Origin of the sequence: Burkholderia sp. MSMB0856, from assembly GCF_001524645.2 — a bacterium.
In the GTDB taxonomy this organism is placed as follows: domain Bacteria; phylum Pseudomonadota; class Gammaproteobacteria; order Burkholderiales; family Burkholderiaceae; genus Burkholderia; species Burkholderia diffusa.
Window position 1 is genome coordinate 2,109,534 of record NZ_CP013428.1, and the last position, 20,692, is coordinate 2,130,225.

Below are 20,692 nucleotides of genomic sequence, written 5' to 3' on the forward strand. Positions count from 1 at the left end.
GATACGGCCGACAACGCGCTCAGGCCGCCGCGAACGTCGCGGCCAGTGCATCGAACGGGCGCACCCGCCGTATCGCCTTCGTCGGGCCGGCTGTCGTCAGTCCGCCGTGTCGCCGTTCTTCGGCAGCTTCGACCATGCGTTGCGCCCCGGCGCCGGCGACCATGCCGGACGCGTCTTGCGCGCGCTGTCGATCACGGCCAGGTAGCGGCCGGCGATCGGCGTGATGTCGCGATCGCGGCGCAACACCCACAACGACTTACCCGCCTCGACGCGCGCCTGATAGTCGTCGTCGAGGATGCCGTGCGTGTCGAGAAACGTATTCAGCGACGCAGGAATCCGCACGCAGCCTTTCGAATGCCGGATGCCGAGCAGCGGTTCGAGGCGATCGGGGTCGGTCGCGTGCATCTGGAAGCGCATCGGCGACTTGCCGCCCTTGCCCCAGCCGCGCTCGCCGTCCACCCAGCCGAAGTCATAGATGCGCATGTCGCGCTTGCCGTAGCCGCGAATGCCGTTGTCGTTCGTCGTGCCTTCCGCGCGGAAATCCATGTTGTCGGGCGAGTGGTGGAACACGCCGAGCGGCGTCAGGAAGTGATCGTATTTGCCGGGCCAGCCGGTGCCGACCGGCGACGCACCGATCATCAACCACGCATTGGACGGTGTCGCGCGGAAGTAGATGAACAGCGCCTGAACGTTCGGCGCACGGTCGACGAGCGCAACGTATTCACCGGCCAGATCGCCGAGATCCGCATCGGCGAGCGCATTCTGAAGGCGATCGCCATACGCGCGCTGCTCGCTCGCGGGCACGTTCAGGCGCCGCGTGACTTCCTGCGTGAAGCGCTTGCGCATGTCGATCGCGCGCGCGGTTGCGTTCCTCGCCTCCTCGGCCGACAGCGGCGGGTGCCGGCGCGGCGGCGTCGGTGCGGGTGCTTCGGCTTCGCTTGCCGGTGTGGCGGATGCTGCCGATGCCGGAGAGGCCGCGGACGCGGCGGACGCCGCGGATGCCGGCGCTGCCTCCGACGACACATGTGCCGGCGAAGCCGGATGCGCGGCCGAAGCAGTTGATGAGGAAGACGTAGCAGTGGCCGACGGTACGTCGGACGCGGCAAAGGCCGGCCGCGCGACAAGAACGGAGATCGGAACTGCGGCCACGAGCCACACATACGTGGCAACCGCGAGGGTACGGCAACGCGGCCTGGATAACCGCCGCGTCAGGTCGGAGAGCATCATGCGATCGAAGCCATCGGCCGATCCGGCCGTCGCACGTTGCGAACGGCGCATCTCCCGCGCGAGCCATCGACACGCCTGCGGCACGCATGTGCCCCGGCGCCGACGCCTCTTCGCGGTGAAGTCGTTCGCAGTACAACGCGTTCGGTCCAATGGCGGCTAATGAGTCGTCAGGTCTTTCATTCTACCCGCGCGGACACGAATCGGCAGGGCCGAACCCCCGGTTTCGCGGCGGTGTTGCGCTTCGTCACGCTTTGTTTCAACTCGTTGCCGCGTGCTTGTCACCCGCGTGCCGCACGCGACACGCGAGTGCGCAGCCGGCGTCTACTTCGAAATGGTTTCGAGCGCGATGCCTTTGGTACGCGGCCCCATGAACCCGATCGCGGCCATCACGATCACCATCGCGCCGGCAATGAACGCGAACACGCCGAACGTGCCGAAGCCCTTCAGCACGGCCGCGATCACGAACGACGAGAAGATCGCCGAGAAGCGGCTCCATGAGTAGACGAAGCCCACCGCGCGCGCGCGGATCGACGTCGGGAACAGCTCGGCCTGATATGCGTGGAAGCTGTACGACATGATGTTGCTCGCGAGCGTGAGGCCGATGCCGAGCACGATCAGGAATGCGCCCGCCGTCGTCTGGCTGAACAGCAGCCCGCAGACGACGATCGCCGCCGCCATCGCGACGATCACCGACTTGCGCTCGAAGCGGTCGGCGATCACGAGGCCGATCAGCGGGCCGAGCGGCGCCGCGAGCGCGATCACGCTGGAATACATGAGACTCGACGTGATCGTGATGCCCTGCTTGATCAGCAGCGTCGGCACCCAGTTCGCGAAGCCGTAGAAACCGACCGTCTGGAACACGTTGAAGATCGTCATCATGATCGTGCGGCTGCGATACGGCGGCACCCACATGTCGCGGAAGCTGCCGCGAGGCGGCACCGGCTCGGCCGGCGCGGGCGGCGGCAGCGGCCGGCCATATTCGGCTTCGACCTTCGCCTCGAGCGCGCGCATGATGCGATCGGCTTCGTCGACGCGCCCCTGCTGCGCGAGCCAGCGCGGGCTCTCGGGCAACTCGCGGCGAATCCACCACACGAACAGCGCGCCGTGCGCGCCGATCAGCACGACCCAGCGCCAGCCGTCGAGGCCGAGCGGTGCGTGCGGCACGAGCAGATACGCGAGGAACGCGACCACCGGCACCGCGACGAACCCGACCGCCTGCTCGCACGCGAACGCGCGGCCGCGGATCTGCTTCGGCACGAGTTCGGAGATGTACGTGCCGATCGTCACCATCTCGACGCCGAGGCCGAGACCGACGACGAAGCGCCAGAAATTCAATCCGCCTGCTGTGTCCTGGAACGCCATCACGACGTTGGCGGCCGTGTACCACAACAGCGACCACGTGAAGATCGCGCGGCGGCCGAAGCGGTCCGCGAGGAAGCCGCATGCGATCGTGCCGATGAAGAGGCCGGAGAACAGCGCGGCGATGAAGCTCGCGACGCCCGTGGTGCCGAACAGGCCGTGCGTCGTCGCGGACAGGATCCCGCTTTTCACGAGGCCCGGCGCGACGTAGCCGCTGTACAGCAGATCATAGAGTTCGAAGAAGAAGCCGAGGCTCAGCAGCACGACGAGCTTCCAGACGCTGCGGGTCGGCGGCAGGCGATCGAGGCGGGCCGAAATCGAGCCGGCGTCGATGGAAGAGGACGAGGCGGCTGCCTGCGGAAAGCTGTCCGTTGAGACCATCTTGGTCGTGTCTCCTGATCGTGTCGTGTGTTTTGTTGTCCGGCGGCCAGCGGGCTGCCGTCGGGCGATTCGCTGCATTGTACCGGCACGCCGCGCGGGCCGCGCGGCGTGGCGAACCGGTTCGGACACCCCACTTTCGCGCCGGGTATTGTGTAAATTGCGTAACCGTCTGTCGGATCTGTAAGGTTCGCCGGTGTCGCGACGTTTCGCTGCCGGACTGCGAACGCAACCCGTCACGGCCCCGCCGGCAAGGGCTCGCGGGGCCATCGCATGCCCGCGCGGGCATCACGGTACGCGCCAGGCAAGATGCACGATCGGCAGCGCCGCGGCCGCCATGCCCCGGTAACATGCTACCGGGCCAACTCCCGGCTTCCGGGCGCCTTGCGGCGCCCGCCATTGTCGGCAAAACGTAAGCATTCCATGTCCATACAACGACTATCCACGTACGCACGCCGGATCGCGCTGTTCGCACTGCTGCAGTTCGCGGTGATCGCGACCGCGTCGGCATTTCCGACGGCCGCGTCCGCACCGGGCGCGAGCGGCGTCGGCGTCCCCGTGCCGACGATTTCGCTCGGCGACGCCGTTGCGCAGCTCAAGCAGATGCAGGTGCAGCAGGACCGCATCAAGCAGCAGACGTCGAACGCGACCAACAGCAAGGAGCTCGACGAACTCGGCGACGCGACCCAGGAACTGAGCGCCGACGTCGACAAGCTGCAGAGCCAGCTCGCGCCACAGCGCACGCAGGTCCAGGCGCAGCTCGACGTGCTCGGCCCGCCGCCGGCCCCGGGCGCATCGCCCGAAACGCCCGCCGTCGCACAGCAGCGGGCGGCGCTGAACGCGCGCAAGGCGCAGATCGACGCGGCGCTGAAGCAGGCCGCCGACCAGAAGACCAACCTCGCGAACCTGAACGACCAGTTCTCGAAGCTGCACCGCAGCTTGCTGAAGAACCAGCTTGCGTTCCGTTCCGGCAGCATCTTCGGCGCGCAGTTCTGGCTGCCGTTGTTCCATCTGTCGCCGGACGACGTCCAGCGGCTCGACGATTTCAACGACGAACTGCGCGACATGCTGCGTTCGTCCTGGACACCCGGCCAGCGCGCGCTCACCACGCTGCTGGTGATCGCCGCGCTCGCGGTCTGGCTCGGCGGCCGCCGCATCGTCGAACGCGGGCTTGCGTGGTTCTGCCTGAACCGCCTGCCGCCCACGCGGCTGCGCCGCAGTGCGCTGGCGCTGGCAACGGCGTTCTCGACGCTGCTCGCGACCGCGGTCGCCGTCCAGATCCTCTATCTCGCGCTCGCCCGCCACGCCGAGCTCACGCCGTCGATGACCGATCTGTGGGACCAGTTCGCGAAGCTCGCCGTGACCTGCGCGCTGATCGCCGGCCTCGGCCGTGCGCTGCTCTGCACGAAGCATCCGTCGTGGCGGCTGCCCGCGCTCGCCGATCCCGTCGCGCTCGCGATGAAGCCGTTCCCCGGTGTGCTGGCCGCGCTGCTGCTGATGTCGGGCACGCTCGAATCGATCAACCGGATCGTCGATACCAGCCTGTCCGTCACGCTGTTCGGCCGCGGCATCGTCTCGCTCGTCGTCGCGCTGACCGTCGGCGCGTCGATCCTTCGCGCGAATCGCGTCCGCAGCGCGCTTGCGGCATCCGGCGAGGCGCCCGAGGATCGCTCGACGCTCGCGGGGCTGATCCATGCGGGCGTCACGCTGGCGATCGTCGTGTCGCTCGGCGCGCTGCTGATCGGCTACATCACGGTCGCACGCTTCATCACGTACGAGCTCGTGTGGTTCGAGATCGTGCTGTGCAGCGTCTACATCATGACGCAGCTGACGCGCGACGCAAGCGAAAGCCTGTTCTCCGCGAACCTGTCGACCGGCAAGCAGATCAAGCACCTGTTCGCGCTCGACGACCGGCATCTCGACCAGGCCCACACCGTCGTGTCCGGTCTCGGCACGAGCCTGCTGATGCTGGTCGCGGCGATCGCGTTGCTGACGGGCGGTTTCGGCACGACGCCGAGCGACCTGCTCGACAGCGCGGTCGCAATGATCGGCGGCCAGCGGCTGCAGAGCCTGAACATCATGCCCGACCGGATCATGAACGCGGTGATCGGGTTCGCGATCGGCTTCTACCTGCTGCGCTCGGTGCGGCGCTGGCTCGACAGCGAGTTCATGCCGGCACTCGGCATGGATGCGGGAATGCGCGTGTCGCTGATCACGTTGTTCACCAACGTCGGCTATGTGCTGCTCGTGCTGATGACGCTGGGGCTGCTCGGCGTCAGGTGGAGCAACCTCGCGTGGATCGTCAGCGCGCTGTCGGTCGGTATCGGTTTCGGCCTGCAGGAGATCGTGAAGAACTTCGTGTCGGGACTGATCCTGCTGACCGAGCGGCCGGTGAAGGTGGGCGACATGGTCAGCATCGCGGGCGTCGAAGGCGACATCCGCCGCATCAACGTGCGCGCGACCGAGATCCAGCTCAGCGACCGCTCGACCGTGATCGTGCCGAACTCGCAGCTGATCTCGCAGAACGTGCGCAACGTGACGATGGGCAACAGCACGCAGGGCGTCGCGACGCTGATGCTGACGTTCCCGCTGAACACCGACCCCGAGCAGGTGCGCGACCTGCTGCTCGACGCATATCGCGAGCATCCGGCGATTCTCGACAAGCCGGCGCCGTCGGTCACGTTCAGCCAGCTGGCGCCGGACGGGATCACGCTGAGCGTCACGGGCTACGTGGCGAGCCCGCGGATCGCGAGCGCGACGAAGAGCGACCTGCTGTTCGAGATCCTGAAGCAGTTGCGGGCTTCGCAGATCACGCTGTCGACACCGCAGATGCTGGTCGTGCAGAACATGCCGGCAGTCGACGGATCCACCCGGCACGAATGAATACGTGATCGGGCGGGCGCGGATCGGGCATCGCCGAAAACGACAAGGGCCGGTTGCCGCTTTCGCGGCAATCGGCCCTTTTCATTCGAACGTCAACGCGCCCTGACGGGCCGCTGCGTCACACGTCGAACTTCACGCCCTGCGCCAACGGCAGCTGACGGCTGTAGTTGATCGTGTTCGTCGCACGGCGCATGTACGCCTTCCACGCATCCGAACCCGACTCGCGGCCGCCGCCCGTTTCCTTCTCGCCGCCGAACGCGCCGCCGATCTCAGCGCCGCTCGTGCCGATGTTCACGTTGACGATCCCGCAATCGCTGCCCGCCGCCGACATGAACTGCTCGGCCTCGCGCATGTCGTTCGTGAAGATCGCCGACGACAGGCCCTGCGGCACCGCGTTGTGCACGTCGATCGCGTCTTCGAAGTTGTCGTAGACCATCACGTAGAGAATCGGCGCGAACGTCTCGCGCTCGACCACCGCCGATTGCTTCGGCATCCGTACGATGGCCGGACGCACGTAGTACGCATCCGCGTGACCGACATCGATGCGCTCGCCGCCCTTCACTTCGCCGCCCTGCTCGCGTGCGTCGGCCAGCGCCTTCTGCATCGCGTCGAACGACGCACGGTCGACCAGCGGGCCGACCAGCGTGCCTTCCTCGAGCGGGTTGCCGACCTTCACCGACGCATAGGCCTTCTCGATACGCGGCAGCAACTGGTCGACGACGCTGCGATGCACGATCAGGCGGCGCAGCGTCGTGCAACGCTGGCCGGCCGTGCCGACCGCCGCGAACGTGACTGCGCGCACCACGAGGTCGAGGTCGGCGCTCGGCGCGACGATCATCCCGTTGTTGCCGCCAAGTTCGAGGATGCCGCGCGCGAGACGCTGGCTCAGCACCTTCGCGACTTCCGTGCCCATCCGCACGCTGCCGGTCGCGCTGATGACCGGCACCTTCTTCGACGACGTCAGCACCTCGCCGACGTCGCGCATGCCGAGCACGAGCTGGCTCAGGCCTTCCGGCGCGACGCCCGGATGCGTCTTGTCGAATTCGCGCAGCGCCTTGGCGAGCAGCTGGTGACATGCGATCGCGGTGAGCGGCGTCTTTTCCGACGGCTTCCACACGACCGGATCGCCGCACACGAACGCGAGCGCGGCATTCCACGCCCACACCGCGACCGGGAAGTTGAACGCAGAGATCACGCCGCACACGCCGATCGGGTGCCACGTCTCCATCATCCGGTGACCGGGGCGCTCGGACGCGATGGTCAGGCCGTAAAGCTGACGCGACAGGCCGACCGCGAAGTCGCAGATGTCGATCATTTCCTGCACTTCGCCGAGCCCTTCCGACGTGATCTTGCCGGCTTCGAGCGTAACGAGGCGGCCGAGCTCGGCCTTGTGCTCGCGCAGCACGTTGCCGAACACGCGCACGAGCTCGCCGCGCACCGGCGCCGGCACCGTGCGCCACTTGAGGAATGCGTCGTGCGCGGCGTCGATCTTGCGCTCGGCGTCGGCGGGCGAGTCGACCGCCAGCGTCGCGAGCGTCGCGCCGTCGAGCGGCGAACGCGCGGTCAGCGCATTGCCTTTCCACTGGGCGAGATCGATGTCGAGCGCAGCAAGAATGTCGTTGAATTGCATCACTTCCTCTTCAGGGACAGATTGATCGGTGCGGCGGCGACGCCGCCCGCGTGATTCGATTGGAGCGCGTTCGCGCGCCCTGTGCAAGCGGATGCGCAGCTCGGCGGGCCCGGTGCGCCGCCTGGCGCATCGCGCGGCGCCGCCGCCGGAAACCCGGCCTGACGGCACGCCCCGGCCTCGCGAGGCACGATCCATGAGACACATTGTCGATGGCCACAAGTCGGGCCGCTATTGATATTAACTCACGACTTCATTCCCAAAACGCAACACCTCGGCAGGACTGATCCGCCCGTTTCGACGCCGGCATGTGACGTGTCCAGGGCCGATGGCCGGGCCGCCCGACCCGATTGCGCCGCGCCACAAGTTGATGACAAAGCCGCATTACCCTGTGCGGAAATATCGTTTGCCGCGCATGCGGCCGGCACACACAATCGGGGCGGCGTCGACGAGGTGCACGGCACCCGGCGCGCCGACGGCCGCCCAGCGGCAGCCGGACGACAGACGAAGACGACACGCGTCGCGCACCGCGGCACCGGTAAATCCGGTCGATCCGGTGGATCCGGATCAAGCCCGCGAAGCAGTGCCGCCGACCGCCGGCCGGCCGCCGGCGCGTCGCCCTTCGTCACCAAAAAACAATCCCGGAGACAGCGCCCAGCACCCGCCATGCATTCAGATGCCCGCCCCGACTCGCCCCGTCCGTCCGGCTCGCCGCCCGCGAAGCCGTCCCTCCACCGCGCGCTGCAGGCGCGCCATCTGCGGATGATCGCGATCGGCGGCTCGATCGGCACGGGCCTGTTCGTCGCGTCCGGCGCGTCGATCTCGCAAGCCGGCCCCGGCGGCGCGATGCTCGCGTACATGCTGATCGGCCTGATGGTCTACTTCCTGATGACGAGCCTCGGCGAAATGGCCGCGTTCATGCCGGTGTCGGGGTCGTTCGCGACTTACGGCGCGAAATTCGTCGACGAGGGCTTCGGTTTCGCGCTCGGCTGGAATTACTGGTACAGCTGGGCGGTGACGCTTGCGGTCGAACTCGTCGCCGCGCAGCTCGTGATGCACTACTGGTTTCCGCACGTGCCGGGCGTCTGGTGGAGCGCGATCTTCCTCACGCTGATCTTCGCGCTCAACGCGCTGTCGGTACGCGGTTTCGGCGAAGCCGAATACTGGTTCGCGCTGATCAAGGTGCTGACGGTGGTCGCGTTCGTCGGCATCGGCCTGTTGATGATCTTCGGGATCATGCAAGGCGGCCCGAGCGCGGGCTGGGGCAACTTCACGATCGGCGACGCGCCCTTCGCGGGCGGTTGGGCAACGATGCTCGGCGTCGCGATGATCGCGGGCTTCTCGTTCCAGGGCACCGAAATGATCGGCGTCGCGGCCGGCGAATCGGAGAACCCGCGCACGACGATCCCACGCGCGGTCAGCCAGATCTTCTGGCGCATCCTGCTGTTCTACGTGTTCGCGATCTTCGTGATCGGCGTGCTGATTCCATACACGGACCCGAGCCTGCTGAAGAGCGACGTGACCGACGTCGGTGTGAGCCCGTTCACGCTCGTGTTCCGCCATGCGGGCCTCGCGTTCGCGGCCGGCGTGATGAACGCGGTGATCCTGACGGCCGTGCTGTCGGCCGGCAACTCCGGCATGTACGCGTCGACGCGGATGCTCTACAACCTCGCGGTCGAAGGCCGCGCGCCGAAGCTGTTCGCGAAGCTGTCCGCCGGCGGCGTGCCGCGCAATGCGCTGTACGCGACGACCGCCGTCGGCGCGCTGTGCTTCCTCACGTCGCTGTACGGCGACAAGACGGTGTACCTGTGGCTGCTGAACACATCGGGCATGGCCGGTTTCATCACGTGGCTCGGCATCGCGGTCAGCCATTACCGGTTCCGCAAGGGCTTCCTGAAGCAGGGCTTTCGGCTCGACCAGTTGCCATACCGGTCGAAGTGGTTTCCGCTCGGCCCGCTGTTCGCACTCGTGTTGTGCGCCATCGTCGCGCTCGGCCAGGACTACCAGGCGTTCCTCGCCGACAGGATCGACTGGGCCGGCATCGCCGCGACCTACATCGGCCTGCCGTTCTTCCTCGCGATCTGGCTCGGCTACGCGCTGGTGCGCAAATGCCGCCTCGTCCGCTACGAGGACATGGAGATCGCGCCGTGGATCGAGCGCAACGCGACGCCCGAGGCAACGGTAAAGGCCGATGCCGGCTATCCGGCCTACGTCGCCGCCCCGGCCAACCCGACGCCGGGCGCCTGACGCGCAACGGCCGCCGCCCGATCGCCGCGGCCGTTGCACTGAAAACCCCATTCGACGCGGCGCGCGCGTTCAGGCAAGATCGACGCGCGCCGTCCGTTTTTCCGCCGTTACGAATCCCCGAAAACGCATGCAGAACTTCTACGAAGCCACCGTTACCCGCCAGCCCTACCCGCAACTGACCGGCACGATCGACACGCAGGTCTGCATCGTCGGCGGCGGCCTCGCCGGCCTGTGCACGGCGCTCGGCCTCGTCGAGCGCGGCGTGCGGGACGTCGTCGTGCTCGACGGCGAGCGGGTCGGCTTCGGCGCATCGGGCCGCAACGGCGGCTTCGTGTTCGGCGGCTACAGCCTCGACAACGCGGACCTGCTGCGCACGCTCGGCCGCGACGAAGGCCGCCGCCTGTACCGGCTCACCGTCGATGCGGTCGACCTGATCCGCGCGCGGATCGCCCGCTACGGAATCGACTGCGACATCGTCGACGAGGGCGTGATGCTCGCGAACTGGTTCGACGATCCATCGCGGCTCGACGGCGTGCGCACGCTGATGAAGCGGGAATTCAACGTCGACTGGGAACCGGTCGCGACCGACGCGCTGCGCGCGCGGCTGAAGACGCAGCGCTATTACGGCGGCCTGTTCGAGCCGAACGCGTTCCACTTCCATCCGCTCAAGTACGTGCTCGGCGTCGCGGCGGCCGCATCGCGCGGCGGCGCGCGCGTGTTCGAACGCTCGGCCGCGCTCGGCATCGCGCGCGAAGGCGCCGGCTACGTCGTGCGCACGGCGCAGGGCACGGTGCGCGCGAAGGACGTCGTGTTTGCCGGCGGCGGCTACGCGCGCGGCGTGTCGCCGCGCATCGAGCGCGCGGTGCTGCCGATCGCGACTTACGTGATCGCGACCGAACCGCTCGGCACGCGCCTGCCGGACGCGATCGACGCGCCGTACGCGATCTACGACACGCGCTTCGCGTTCGACTACTACCGCCCGCTGAAGGACACGCGCATTCTGTGGGGCGGCCGGATCTCGGTGCTCGACCGCGGCCCCGACGCGATCGCGCGGCTGCTGCGACGCGACCTGCTGCGCGTGTATCCGCAGCTCGAAGGCGTGAAGGTCGAATACGCCTGGGGCGGGCTGATGAGCTACGCGCGGCACAAGATGCCGCAGATCGGCCGCGACGCGGACGGCGTGTGGCACGCGATCGCATTCGGCGGTCACGGGATGGCGCCCACCACCGTCGCCGGCGAAGCGCTCGCCGCCGCGCTTGCCGGCGAGCGGCCCGTGCCGGAAGGCTTCGCCGCGTTCGGGCTCACGCGCACGTTCGGGCTCGCGGGCCTCGCCGCCGCGCAGCTCACGTACACCGCGTACCAGGCTCGCGACGCGCTCGCGTCGTGCCGGCGCTGAGCGGCGGCAGCAGCCGAAACCGCCCGGCCGATTAGAGCGAAAGGTCGGCCGGGCGGGCATTTCCCGCATGCTAGAATGGTTTCTTCATGCCGCCGCGAACTCACAACAAAGTCACATGAAAGCTGGAAGCAAGGCCGCCACGTCCGAAAGCCGCGCGCTTGCGACCGATGCGCGGCGCAAATACGATCCCGAGCAAACCAAGCGCAACATCCTCGACGTCGCCACGCAGGAGTTTTCCGCGATGGGCCTCGCCGGTGCGCGCGTCGACGCGATCGCCGAGCGCACGAACACGACGAAGCGGATGCTCTACTACTACTTCGAAAGCAAGGAAGGCCTGTACGAGGCCGTGCTGGAGAAGGTGTACGGCGACATCCGCGCGCTCGAGCAGGAACTGCACGTCGGCGACATGGAGCCGCGCGAAGGCATGCGCCGGCTCGTCGAATTCACGTTCGACTATCACGACAAGCATCGCGACTTCGTCCGCCTCGTGTCGATCGAGAACATCCACGGCGCGAAGTATCTCGAACAGCTGAAGTCGTTCAAGAACCGCAACGTCAGCATCATCAAGACGCTCGAGGAACTGCTCGAGCGCGGTGCGGCGAGCGGCGCCTTCCGCAAGGACATCGACGCGTTCGACCTGCATCTGCTGATCAGCTCGTTCTGCTTCCACCGCGTGTCGAACCGTTATACGTTCGGCGCCGCGTTCGGCCGCGATCCGTCGGCGCCGCGGCTGCGCGCGCGACATCGCGAGACGATCACCGACTCCGTGCTGCGCTACGTCGCCGCGTAGGCACACCGCGCGATTCCGCCCGAAGGCCGGCTGGCGAGCGCTCCCCTCGCCGTCCGGCACACCTCCCGAACGTCGCCCCGCCGCGTGCAACCGGCATGAGCCGGACGCACGCGGCACGCTCCTTCAGGCCGCCTCACGCCGCGCGTGCGTCGCGGGCGAGTCCGTCGGCACAGTCGACGCCAGCGCGATCCGCGCCTTCTCTTCCGGGCTTCCCGCCACGTAATATTTCTTCGCCCAGCTCGAATCCGGCGCGAGCGCGAGTTGCCGATGCGCACCGGCGCCATGCCGTTTCGTCTCGATCGACAGCGCTCGCGCGCGGTAGTGCTCGTAGAGCCGCAGGAATTCCGCGAGATAGATCGCCGCGATCCGCGTGTCGCGAATCTCGAGCAGGTTCTCGTCGTTGTACTGCTCGGAGTTGCGGCTCATGTTCGCCGAGCCCGTATAGACGATCGGGTTCGCGCCTTCCGCATCGATCACGATGAACTTGTGGTGGATCACGACCGGCGGATACGCCGGCGCCGGCTCGCCCGGAAAGAGGCGCAGCTCCGGCTCGAAACCCTTCGGCACCGTCGCCGGCGAAAAATACGCGGCATCGATCACGTCGCGCCGATCGCGCTGGCGATGATAAAGCTCGAGGTTCGCGAGCGTCGCCGCATCGAGCGACTGCCCGTCGTGCTGCGCGGCATCGGCCTTCGTCGCGCTGCCGACGTTGATGCGGTTCACCAGGCCGAACATCATCAGGCCGCGGTCGCCGGCTGCAAAGCATGCGTCGCGCAGCGCAGCGTCGGTCGGCATGAACAGGCAGAACGACACCGAATGCTCCGCGGCCGCGATCGCGGCGACGATCGTATCGATCTCGGTGCGCTGCCCCGCCGGCTCCGGCGAAAACGCGACGCGCACCTGCGCGCTGCCGATCGTCATCGGCGCCGACCAGCCCGCCGACAACTTCGCCGTCTCCGCGATCGGCGGATTCCCGGCCAGCGCGTGCGCACGCGCGTTGTACAGCGCCGCGAGCGCCGGCGAATCGAATGCGTGCAGCACGTTCGCCTGCTCCGTCAGCCCTTCGGTCGTGAAGTTCGCGGAACCGGTCAGCACGCGCGCGGGCGTCACCGCGGTTGCCGCATTTGCCGGTGCGTCGGTCACGATGAACTTGTCGTGCATGATGTGCGTCCGGTCGCGCGGCGCGAGCGTCGCGAGGCCCTGCAGCGCGTCGACGGCCGGCTGGTTCGGCGACGGCAGCGGCGGCTTGCCCTTGCGCGCGGTCGTGTGCGCGTCGTAGACGATCGCGAGCGACGCTTCGCCGTGCCGCCGTCCGAACGCCTCGAAAGCGGGCAGCGCCCACAGCGTGTCCGTCAGGTGATAGACGGCCGACACCGCGCGCGACGCGGGGTCGAGCATCGCCGCGAACACCTGCTCCATGTCGTTCGCGAGCCACGCGCGCAGCTTCAGTGCCTGGTCCGCGCTCGGCGCCGCATCCGGCGCGAGACCCAGCGCCGCAACCTGCTTCGCGAACGCCTGCGAGCTGACGACCGCACGGTTGAACCACGTGCCGACACCGTCCACGACGTGCGCGGGCAGCACGACATCGCACACGCCGGCCTCCGCATCGAGCACCTGCAGGTGCTCCGGCGTGCCGACGACCGGATAGACGTCATAGCGGAACGACGCATCGCGGTCCTGCGGATCGATGCGCGCGTCCCACCACATGAATTTCTGGATCGGCGCCTGGTCGGTCGGTGCGTCGCCCTGCGTGTCGGCGGCCGGGCCGTCGAACGTGAGCCGGTTCGGCAGCCAGCTGTTCGGCGCCCGCGTCTTGCCGTCGGCCGACCAGAAGCCCGGCGTACGCCGGATCGCGAAGCCGAGGAAGTCCGAGCGCGACGCCGCATCGGGCCAGTCGAAGGCAAGCAGGACGAGGGTCGGGGAAAGATAACTGCGTACGCTGACGGTCATTCGTTGCTCCTGCCGGACGGGCCGGTCGAGATGAATGAGTCAGTGTTGACGGTGGTTCTTCCCGCGCGATGACGGTTCGATGAACCTTGTATGTCGCACCCGCGTCAGTCGCACACGAGCAGCTCGATGCCGCGTGCGGTCAGCGCGCGGCGCACGGCCTTGTCCGGCGCGCGCTCGGTGACGAGGTAGCGCGCGGCCGATGTGCCGTTGATCCGCACTGGCGTCACGCGGCCGAACTTCGAATGGTCGGCGACGATGATCGCCGTGCCGGCCGCCGCGATCATCCGGCTGCGCACTTCGGCGGCGAGCCGCGAATAGTCGGTGCAGTCGCCGTCCGACGTGATGCCGCCCGCGCCGACGAACGCGAAATCGACATGGTATTGCGCGAGCTGCTGGATCGTATCGAGCCCGAACGTCGCGTCCTCGTCGTCGGACAGTTCGCCGCCGAGCAGCGTCACGCGATTGCCGTTGCGCCGCGCGAGCACGAATGCCGTGCGCCAGTCGTTCGTGTAGATCGACAGCCGGTGCCGGTCGGCCAGCGCGAGCGCGACCGCATGCGGCGTGCTGCCCGAGTCGATCAGCACCGATGCGTCGTCGGGTACGAATTCGGCCGCGCGTCGCCCGATCGTGCGCTTCGCTTCGGCGTTCGCCGCTTCACGCTCGGACAGGCTCGGCTCGCGGCGGTCCGCCGCCAGCGCGCCGCCGTGCGTCATCACGAGCAGGCCGCGCGCCGCGAGCGCATTCAGGTCGCGCCGGATCGTCTCGCGCGATACGTCGAGCGAGCGCACGAGTTCGGCGACCGACAGCGCGCCCGATCGTCCGAGCTCCGACAGAATGTATTGATGACGTTGTTCCGCCAGCATCGCAATGCGCCCGAGGCGACTGGTAATGGGTAAGCCGACCATTGTATTACGGCCGTTTGACCGCCATTTGACGGCGGCGCGGCTGGCGGTCGGCGCGTTTCACGAAAGCGAAATTCTGTATTGCCCGATGCGCGCGAATCGGCACGGCAAGCGGTTGCTACACTCTGCGTTTCGCCGAACGACAGACCATCAAGGGGCTTGCGCAATGTATCGCAAAGGCAGTGTGCTCGAAATCCAGTTTTCGCCAGAACGACTCAACGACGGCGCGGGCGATCCGTACTGGATCGACCTGACGCTCGACGAGGCGCGCCGGCTGTACGAACAGCTCGCCGCGCGCTTCGCGACCGACGCTCGCGCAAACCAGCCGCTCGACACGTTCTCGCTCGACTGATCCTCCGTCCTTTCCGCGCGCCACGGCGCGCTTTCACGCCGCAGCACCTTCATCTGGCCGGCCGGTAACGGAATGGCCGCCGCGCTCGCGCCACAGGCGAATGCAGAATCCGACAAGACGGCGGCTCCGGTTCCGCCGATACTGGCCGACTTCACGATTCGTCCGGCCGTATCGCGGCCCGCCATGCATGTTTAACTCGCTCGTCGCCGCGACTTTCGTCGCGCTGTGGTCCACCGGCTTCATCGTCGCCCGGGCAATCAAGCCGTACGCCGATCCGAACCTGTTCCTGCTCGCGCGTTTCGCCGGCACTGCCGTGCTGTTCGGCGCGGTGGCGCTCGCCGCGCGCGCGCCGTGGCCGGCCCGCCGCGAATGGCTGCGCCACCTGATCGCGGGCGCGCTGCTGCAAGGCGTCTATCTCGGCGCCAGCTACTGGGCCGTCGCGCAGGGACTGAATGCGGGCGTGATGGCGTTGCTCGGCGCGCTGCAGCCGCTCGCCACCGCCGTGCTCGCGGTGCCGCTGTTCAATGAGCGCCTGCCCGCGCGCGGCTGGCTCGGGATGGCGCTCGGCCTCGCCGGCGTCGCGCTCGTGCTCGCGCCGAAAGTGGCGGGCGGCGTCGCGCCGCTGCCGGGCGCCGCGCCCGCGTGGTTCGTCGTGGCCGTGTCGATCCTGTCGGTCGGCTCGATCACCGCCGGTTCGCTGTATCAGAAGGGCAAGCTCGCGCAGAACGACCTGCGCACGGCCGTCGCCGTGCAGAACCTGGGCGCGGCGATCGTCGCGGCGATCTTCGTCGTGCTGCTGCACGAAACGCGCTGGATCGGCTCGCCGGCGCTGTGGATCTCGCTCGTGTGGGGCATCGTGTTCCTGTCCGGCGGCGCGGTCACGATGCTGATGTGGATGCTGCGGCGCGGCAACGCCGCGCGCGCGACGTCGTTGCTGTTCCTCGCGCCGCCGCTCGCCGCGCTGCAGGGCTACTTGCTGTTCGGCGAAACGCTCGCGGCCGTCCAGCTCGCCGGCTTCGGGCTCGCGCTGGTGGGCGTCGTGCTCGCGCGGCGCTGACGCGGGCGAGCGGAAGCAGAGAGCCTCCTCACCGCGCCCCTTTCATGCATCGAAACGAGGCATCCGCGTGCACGCCGGAGCCCGCCGCCCCGCGCGCTGCCCCATGACGATGCAGCGCGTCTCGCCGATGCAACGCGCGGCCGCCGGATCGCATGCCCGGCGCGGCGCCGGGCAGCGATTGCGCTTATGATGAGCGCCTTGCATTTCGTTCCGGAACCACCCTCCATGACATCCGCCGATTACGCCAGCCGCCAACGCGCGATCATTGCCGAACTGAACGTCGCCCCGCAATTCGACGTCGATGCCGAAATCGCCCGCCGCGTCGACTTCCTCGCGCAGTACCTTCGTTCGACCGGCTTGCGGACCTACGTGCTCGGCATCAGCGGCGGCGTCGATTCGTCGACGGCCGGGCGGCTCGCGCAACTGGCGGTCGAACGGCTGCGCGCCGACGGCTACGACGCCCGCTTCATCGCGATGCGCTTGCCGAACGGCGTGCAGAACGACGAAGCCGATGCACAGCGCGCGCTCGCGTTCGTGCGCGCGGACGAGACGTTCACGGTCGACGTGAAGCCGGCGGCCGACGCGATGCTCGCGTCGCTCGTCGCCTCCGGCCACGCGTTCGAAAACCCGGCACAGCAGGACTTCGTGCACGGCAACATCAAGGCACGCGAGCGCATGATCGCGCAGTACGCGGTCGCCGGCGCGCGGCGCGGCATCGTGATCGGCACCGACCACGCGGCCGAATCGCTGATGGGTTTCTTCACGAAGTTCGGCGACGGCGGCGCGGACGTACTGCCGCTCGCCGGCCTGAGCAAGCGCCGCGTGCGTGCGGTCGCCCGCGCGCTGGGCGGCGACGAACTGATCGTGATGAAGGTGCCGACGGCCGACCTCGAGGAACTGCGTCCGCTGCGCCCCGACGAGCACGCGTATGGCGTTACCTACGACGAGATCGACGATTTCCTCGAAGGCAAACCCGTGGCCGACAGCGTGTACGAAACGGTCCTGCGCTTCTACGACGGCTCGCGCCACAAGCGCGCGCTGCCGTACACGCCGTTCGACTGGCCGGCCGCGTAAGCCGGCCCCGTCGCCGCCGCACCATGCCGTGCCGCGCGAACCTCGCGGTTACGCGCGGCACATGCACGACGGGCGACGCTACGCGTGCCCGCCCGTCTTCTTCGCCTGCAGTGCGCGAATCCGCATCCGCGCGCCCGTATCGCTGACCGTCGCGTCGTACATCGTCGCGAGATCGCGCTTGAGCGCGGTGCGCGAACCGCCGTCGAGATACACCATGTGCCCCGACGGATAAAAGCGCGCGGACAGGTTCTGCCGCACCTTCTGATCCTCGAGCGGCATCTGCTGGAGGTCGATCACGGTCTGGTAGAACGGCGTGACGAAATCGTAGAGGCCGTTCGCCGACAGCACCTTCAGGTCGACGTTCAGCGCCATCACCGCGGCGAGATCGCCGGCCGTATAGAGGATCACGTTCCCCTTCGCATCGATACCCTGCTGCGCGCCGGTCGGATCGATGTGGCTGAAGTCCCAGTTCTGGAACGCCTGGTCGTTCAGGTCCGTGAACGCGGAATTCGACGTGAACTTCAACTGCTCGTTCAGGTAGCTGTTCCACATCGCCGTGTAGACGCCGGTCACGGCCGTCATCGTCGGATCGTTGCCGCCCGAGTTCGGATCGATCTTGCCGGCGATGCCCGACGAGATCCCGGTCACGCGGCCGTCGTACGACCCGAGCGCCAGCCCCTGCGCGTGCAGCAGCGTCGTCAGGAACAGCGAATTGCCACGCGCGTCGTAGCCCGCGATGTCGAGCCCCCAGGTCTGCAGCGTCGCTGTGTCGATGCCCGTGTAGCCCGACAGCCTCCGCACGGCGGCCGGATCGGCATGCGGCACGTTGCGCAGTGCGGTCAGGTAATCGGTACGCGCGAACTGCGCGACTTCCTCGACGAACGTGCCGAGATCGGTCGGCGCGGGCGTGACGCCGAGCTTCTTGTGATACCACGCGTCCGCCGCGGCGGTCGGCAGCGCGCCGACCGGGTTGCCGGCCTGCCGGTAGTCGAGGATCGACGACTGCAGCGTGACGCCGTTCAGGTCGACGCCGTCCTCGTGCAGCTTGTACGCAAGCACGCAGCTGCGCGCGGTGCCGTACGACTCGCCGAACAGGTATTTCGGCGAATTCCAGCGGTTGTTCTTCGTCAGGTAGCGCTTGATGAACTGCTTCAGCGAATTCGCATCCTGGTCGACGCCCCAGAAATTGCGGTTCTTGTTCGGCGCGACGGCCGCCGAATAGCCGGTGCCGACCGGGTTGATGAACACCAGGTCGCTGTGGTCGATCATGCTGTCCGGATTGTCTTCCATCTGGTACGGCGCGGGCGGCGTGAATCCCGGCATCGAGGTCTTGATGCGCTTCGGCGCGAACGAGCCGAGCAGCACGAACACCGACGACGACCCCGGCCCGCCGTTGTAGAAGAACGTGACGGGCCGCGTTTCCTCCTTCGCGCCGTCGGCCGTGAACGCGACGTAGAAGATCTTCGCGGCCGGCAGCGAACTGCTCGGGTCGACCGTCACGAGATGGCCGGCCGTCGCCGTGTACGCGATGCGCTTGCCGTCGATCAGGATCGTATGGTGCGTGATCGCGGCCGCTTCGGTCGTGTCGGTGACCGAGTCGTCGGGGCCGTTGCCGTACGCGACCGGATCGAAGAACGGCTGGTCGCGGCCGTGGCTCAGCGCGACCGGATTGATGGTCGGCGGCACGCCATGCGAATTGTGGTCGCCGTGATGCAGCGGATACACGCCGCCGGAGGATGCGGAATCGATGCCCATCGTGCTGCTCCTGGAGGTGAAAAAAGACGCGGGCAGGAAACCCGCGTCGCGTAAAAAGGCCTGTGCCGGCGTGTCAGCTCGACGGCTTGCGCGCGAGGATTGCCGCGAGTTTCGCGCCGTCGGGGCTGCCGAGGCCCGTGCACGCATCCCAGCCGGACGCCGCTGCATAGGTGCCGTTCGAGCCTTTGGTGATGTCGCGCAGCGCGCCCGGATTCTTGTACAGCGCCGGATTGATCCAGCCAGCCGATGCGCCCGCCGCCGCGTTGATCCGTGCGATCAGCGCGGCCCACAACGGCGCGACCGCGCTCGTGCCGCCCATCACCGCGGGCGTGCCCGCGATCGACACCTCGTAGCCCGTCTGCGGCGATGCATCACCGGCGACGTCCGGCACGCCGCGCTTCGCGAGCGGCACGCTGCTGCCGTCGGCGAGCGCAACCTTCAATCCTTGCTGCCATGCCGGCAGGTCGAACAGCGTGCTGACGCCGCCGCCGCCCGCGCCGCCACCGGACGCCTCGTCGTTCCACGTGACCTCGCCGCGGATGCCCTGTCCGGGCAGCGCATCGAGCTGCGTGCCGCCGCAGCCGAGCACGTACGGGCTCGATGCGGGGAAGTCGACGTGATCGGTGCCGTCCTGCAACCCGTCGCCCGAGCCGCTGTCGCCCGACGCCGCGCACACGGTGATGCCCTGCGCGGCGGCCGCCTGCAACACACGGTTGAACGCCTGCGCCGACTGCGCCTGCCAGATCGCTTCCGGCCCGCCCCAACTGATCGAAATCACCGACGGTCTGTTGGTCTTGTCGGTGACGGCCGCGTTGACGGCCTGGATGAAGCCCGCGTCGCTGTTCGGCGCGAAATAGACCGCGATCTTCGCGGCCGGCGCGATCGCACCGGCGATCTCGATGTCGAGCGCGACTTCACCGTCCGGGCCGTTCGCGTCGCCGGTCGGCGCGTTGCGGCCGGTGCCGACGTTGACGTCGACGAGCGTCGGCGGCGTGTCGATGCCGAGCCCGCGGAAATACTGCTGGATATCGGCCGCGCGATAGCCGCCGCCGAGTTCGACGATCGCGATGCACTGCCCGGCGCCGTCGCCGGCCGGAAAACCGTACAGCGACGCGAGCTGGACCGGCGTGAACGTGACGCTCGTGGCGCCGCGCGCCGGCCTGAACGGCGGACGCAGCCGGAAGTGCGGCCGCGCCTGCGGGCGGCTGTCGAGGCCGAGCACGGCCGTGACGGCGTCGCCGAGTTCGTCCGGCAGCGCGATCGGGCCCGAGCGGCCGCGGTACTGACCGATCGAACGATGCTCGAAACGCTCGAGCTTCACACCGAATGCCGCTTCGAACTGCTGGATCGTGCCCGACAGCACGACGACGCTTTCGACCGGGTCGACGCGATCGACCGTCAACTGGTGACGACGCGCGAAGTCCTCGGTCTTGCGGATGTCGTCGGAATGGGCGGAGAAACGCTGCGCGAAGGCTTCGCGCGACAGCGGTTTCGCCTGTGCGTCGCCGGTGGCGAGCTGGTGGACCAACGTATCGAGTTGCCCTTCTTCCTGCCGCCGCAACATGATCGTGACGTGGATGCGTTCTGCCGGATCGCACGGGCCGAGGCACTTGGACTCGGGGACGATTCGGGGTTCACGGTCGGCGTGAAGATGCCTTGCCATGTTCTGACCCTCCTTGGTACCGCGTTGCACGG

14 protein-coding genes are annotated in these 20,692 nt (G+C 68.1%); 7 read left to right on the forward strand and 7 right to left on the reverse strand.

From position 1 onward, the window contains the following. Nucleotides 1-96 precede the first annotated feature (96 nt). Together WS87_RS27060 and WS87_RS27065 are read right to left on the reverse strand one after the other, a co-directional pair. Nucleotides 97-1,278 carry a hypothetical protein gene (locus WS87_RS27060; RefSeq protein ID WP_179952356.1) on the reverse strand — a complete coding sequence of 394 codons (1,182 nt, stop codon included), beginning with the start codon at nt 1,276-1,278 and terminating at the stop codon, nt 97-99. Between the two features lie 270 nt (nt 1,279-1,548). Next, nucleotides 1,549-2,967 (reverse strand): MFS transporter, encoded by a 1,419-nt coding sequence (locus tag WS87_RS27065; RefSeq protein ID WP_059818543.1) that lies wholly within the window; start codon nt 2,965-2,967, stop codon nt 1,549-1,551. A gap of 420 nt (nt 2,968-3,387) precedes the next feature. Between WS87_RS27065 and WS87_RS27070 the strand changes: the two genes are divergently transcribed. Next, nucleotides 3,388-5,847 carry a DUF3772 domain-containing protein gene (locus WS87_RS27070; RefSeq protein ID WP_059818542.1) on the forward strand — a complete coding sequence of 820 codons (2,460 nt, stop codon included), beginning with the start codon at nt 3,388-3,390 and terminating at the stop codon, nt 5,845-5,847. 118 nt (nt 5,848-5,965) lie between these two features. Here the strand turns inward: WS87_RS27070 and amaB are convergent, their stop codons facing one another. Then, nucleotides 5,966-7,477, reverse strand: a complete 1,512-nt coding sequence (gene amaB, locus WS87_RS27075) for an L-piperidine-6-carboxylate dehydrogenase (protein ID WP_059697572.1) — start codon at nt 7,475-7,477, stop codon at nt 5,966-5,968. Nucleotides 7,478-8,140: 663 nt separating this feature from the next. On the opposite strand from amaB, the gene WS87_RS27080 reads away from it, so the two are divergent. The 3 genes from WS87_RS27080 (at nt 8,141) to WS87_RS27090 (ending at nt 11,907) form a co-directional block, all read left to right on the forward strand. After that, on the forward strand, nt 8,141-9,721 hold the full coding sequence (locus tag WS87_RS27080) for an amino acid permease (RefSeq protein ID WP_059818541.1): 1,581 nt from the start codon (nt 8,141-8,143) through the stop codon (nt 9,719-9,721). Between the two features lie 127 nt (nt 9,722-9,848). Beyond that, nucleotides 9,849-11,117, forward strand: a complete 1,269-nt coding sequence (locus tag WS87_RS27085) for an NAD(P)/FAD-dependent oxidoreductase (RefSeq protein ID WP_059818540.1) — start codon at nt 9,849-9,851, stop codon at nt 11,115-11,117. 115 nt (nt 11,118-11,232) lie between these two features. Further along, nucleotides 11,233-11,907 (forward strand): TetR family transcriptional regulator, encoded by a 675-nt coding sequence (locus WS87_RS27090; protein ID WP_059464545.1) that lies wholly within the window; start codon nt 11,233-11,235, stop codon nt 11,905-11,907. 123 nt (nt 11,908-12,030) lie between these two features. Here WS87_RS27090 and WS87_RS27095 read toward each other — a convergent pair whose 3' ends face one another. Further along, on the reverse strand, nt 12,031-13,857 hold the full coding sequence (locus WS87_RS27095) for a phospholipase D-like domain-containing protein (protein WP_059818539.1): 1,827 nt from the start codon (nt 13,855-13,857) through the stop codon (nt 12,031-12,033). A gap of 104 nt (nt 13,858-13,961) precedes the next feature. Then, on the reverse strand, nt 13,962-14,720 hold the full coding sequence (locus tag WS87_RS27100; protein WP_059532616.1) for a DeoR/GlpR family DNA-binding transcription regulator: 759 nt from the start codon (nt 14,718-14,720) through the stop codon (nt 13,962-13,964). Between the two features lie 205 nt (nt 14,721-14,925). Between WS87_RS27100 and WS87_RS27110 the strand changes: the two genes are divergently transcribed. The 3 genes from WS87_RS27110 (at nt 14,926) to nadE (ending at nt 17,242) form a co-directional block, all read left to right on the forward strand. Continuing rightward, the gene (locus tag WS87_RS27110; RefSeq protein ID WP_006752380.1) at nt 14,926-15,111 is read left to right on the forward strand and encodes a hypothetical protein; all 186 of its coding nucleotides are present in this window, start codon (nt 14,926-14,928) and stop codon (nt 15,109-15,111) included. Between the two features lie 187 nt (nt 15,112-15,298). Continuing rightward, complete coding sequence (locus tag WS87_RS27115; protein WP_059818538.1) at nt 15,299-16,168, forward strand: DMT family transporter; 870 nt, start codon at nt 15,299-15,301, stop codon at nt 16,166-16,168. Between the two features lie 225 nt (nt 16,169-16,393). Further along, nucleotides 16,394-17,242 (forward strand): ammonia-dependent NAD(+) synthetase, encoded by an 849-nt coding sequence (nadE, locus tag WS87_RS27120; protein WP_059532621.1) that lies wholly within the window; start codon nt 16,394-16,396, stop codon nt 17,240-17,242. Between the two features lie 78 nt (nt 17,243-17,320). Here nadE and WS87_RS27125 read toward each other — a convergent pair whose 3' ends face one another. Beyond that, nucleotides 17,321-18,997: a S10 family peptidase gene (locus WS87_RS27125; protein ID WP_059818537.1), complete on the reverse strand. Its 1,677-nt coding sequence runs from the start codon at nt 18,995-18,997 to the stop codon at nt 17,321-17,323. Nucleotides 18,998-19,070: 73 nt separating this feature from the next. After that, nucleotides 19,071-20,660 (reverse strand): S53 family peptidase, encoded by a 1,590-nt coding sequence (locus tag WS87_RS27130; RefSeq protein WP_059818536.1) that lies wholly within the window; start codon nt 20,658-20,660, stop codon nt 19,071-19,073. Nucleotides 20,661-20,692: the final 32 nt, after the last annotated feature.

Coding starts and splice junctions, on each gene's coding strand:
- WS87_RS27060 (WP_179952356.1), bottom strand. CDS start 1,278: ATGCGCCGTTCGCAACGTGCGACGGCCGGATCGGCCGATGGCTTCGAT.
- WS87_RS27070 (WP_059818542.1), top strand. CDS start 3,388: ATGTCCATACAACGACTATCCACGTACGCACGCCGGATCGCGCTGTTC.
- WS87_RS27130 (WP_059818536.1), bottom strand. CDS start 20,660: ATGGCAAGGCATCTTCACGCCGACCGTGAACCCCGAATCGTCCCCGAG.
- WS87_RS27125 (WP_059818537.1), bottom strand. CDS start 18,997: ATGGGCATCGATTCCGCATCCTCCGGCGGCGTGTATCCGCTGCATCAC.
- WS87_RS27115 (WP_059818538.1), top strand. CDS start 15,299: ATGTTTAACTCGCTCGTCGCCGCGACTTTCGTCGCGCTGTGGTCCACC.
- WS87_RS27065 (WP_059818543.1), bottom strand. CDS start 2,967: ATGGTCTCAACGGACAGCTTTCCGCAGGCAGCCGCCTCGTCCTCTTCC.
- WS87_RS27080 (WP_059818541.1), top strand. CDS start 8,141: ATGCATTCAGATGCCCGCCCCGACTCGCCCCGTCCGTCCGGCTCGCCG.
- amaB (WP_059697572.1), bottom strand. CDS start 7,477: ATGCAATTCAACGACATTCTTGCTGCGCTCGACATCGATCTCGCCCAG.
- WS87_RS27110 (WP_006752380.1), top strand. CDS start 14,926: ATGTATCGCAAAGGCAGTGTGCTCGAAATCCAGTTTTCGCCAGAACGA.
- nadE (WP_059532621.1), top strand. CDS start 16,394: ATGACATCCGCCGATTACGCCAGCCGCCAACGCGCGATCATTGCCGAA.
- WS87_RS27090 (WP_059464545.1), top strand. CDS start 11,233: ATGAAAGCTGGAAGCAAGGCCGCCACGTCCGAAAGCCGCGCGCTTGCG.
- WS87_RS27085 (WP_059818540.1), top strand. CDS start 9,849: ATGCAGAACTTCTACGAAGCCACCGTTACCCGCCAGCCCTACCCGCAA.
- WS87_RS27100 (WP_059532616.1), bottom strand. CDS start 14,720: ATGCTGGCGGAACAACGTCATCAATACATTCTGTCGGAGCTCGGACGA.
- WS87_RS27095 (WP_059818539.1), bottom strand. CDS start 13,857: ATGACCGTCAGCGTACGCAGTTATCTTTCCCCGACCCTCGTCCTGCTT.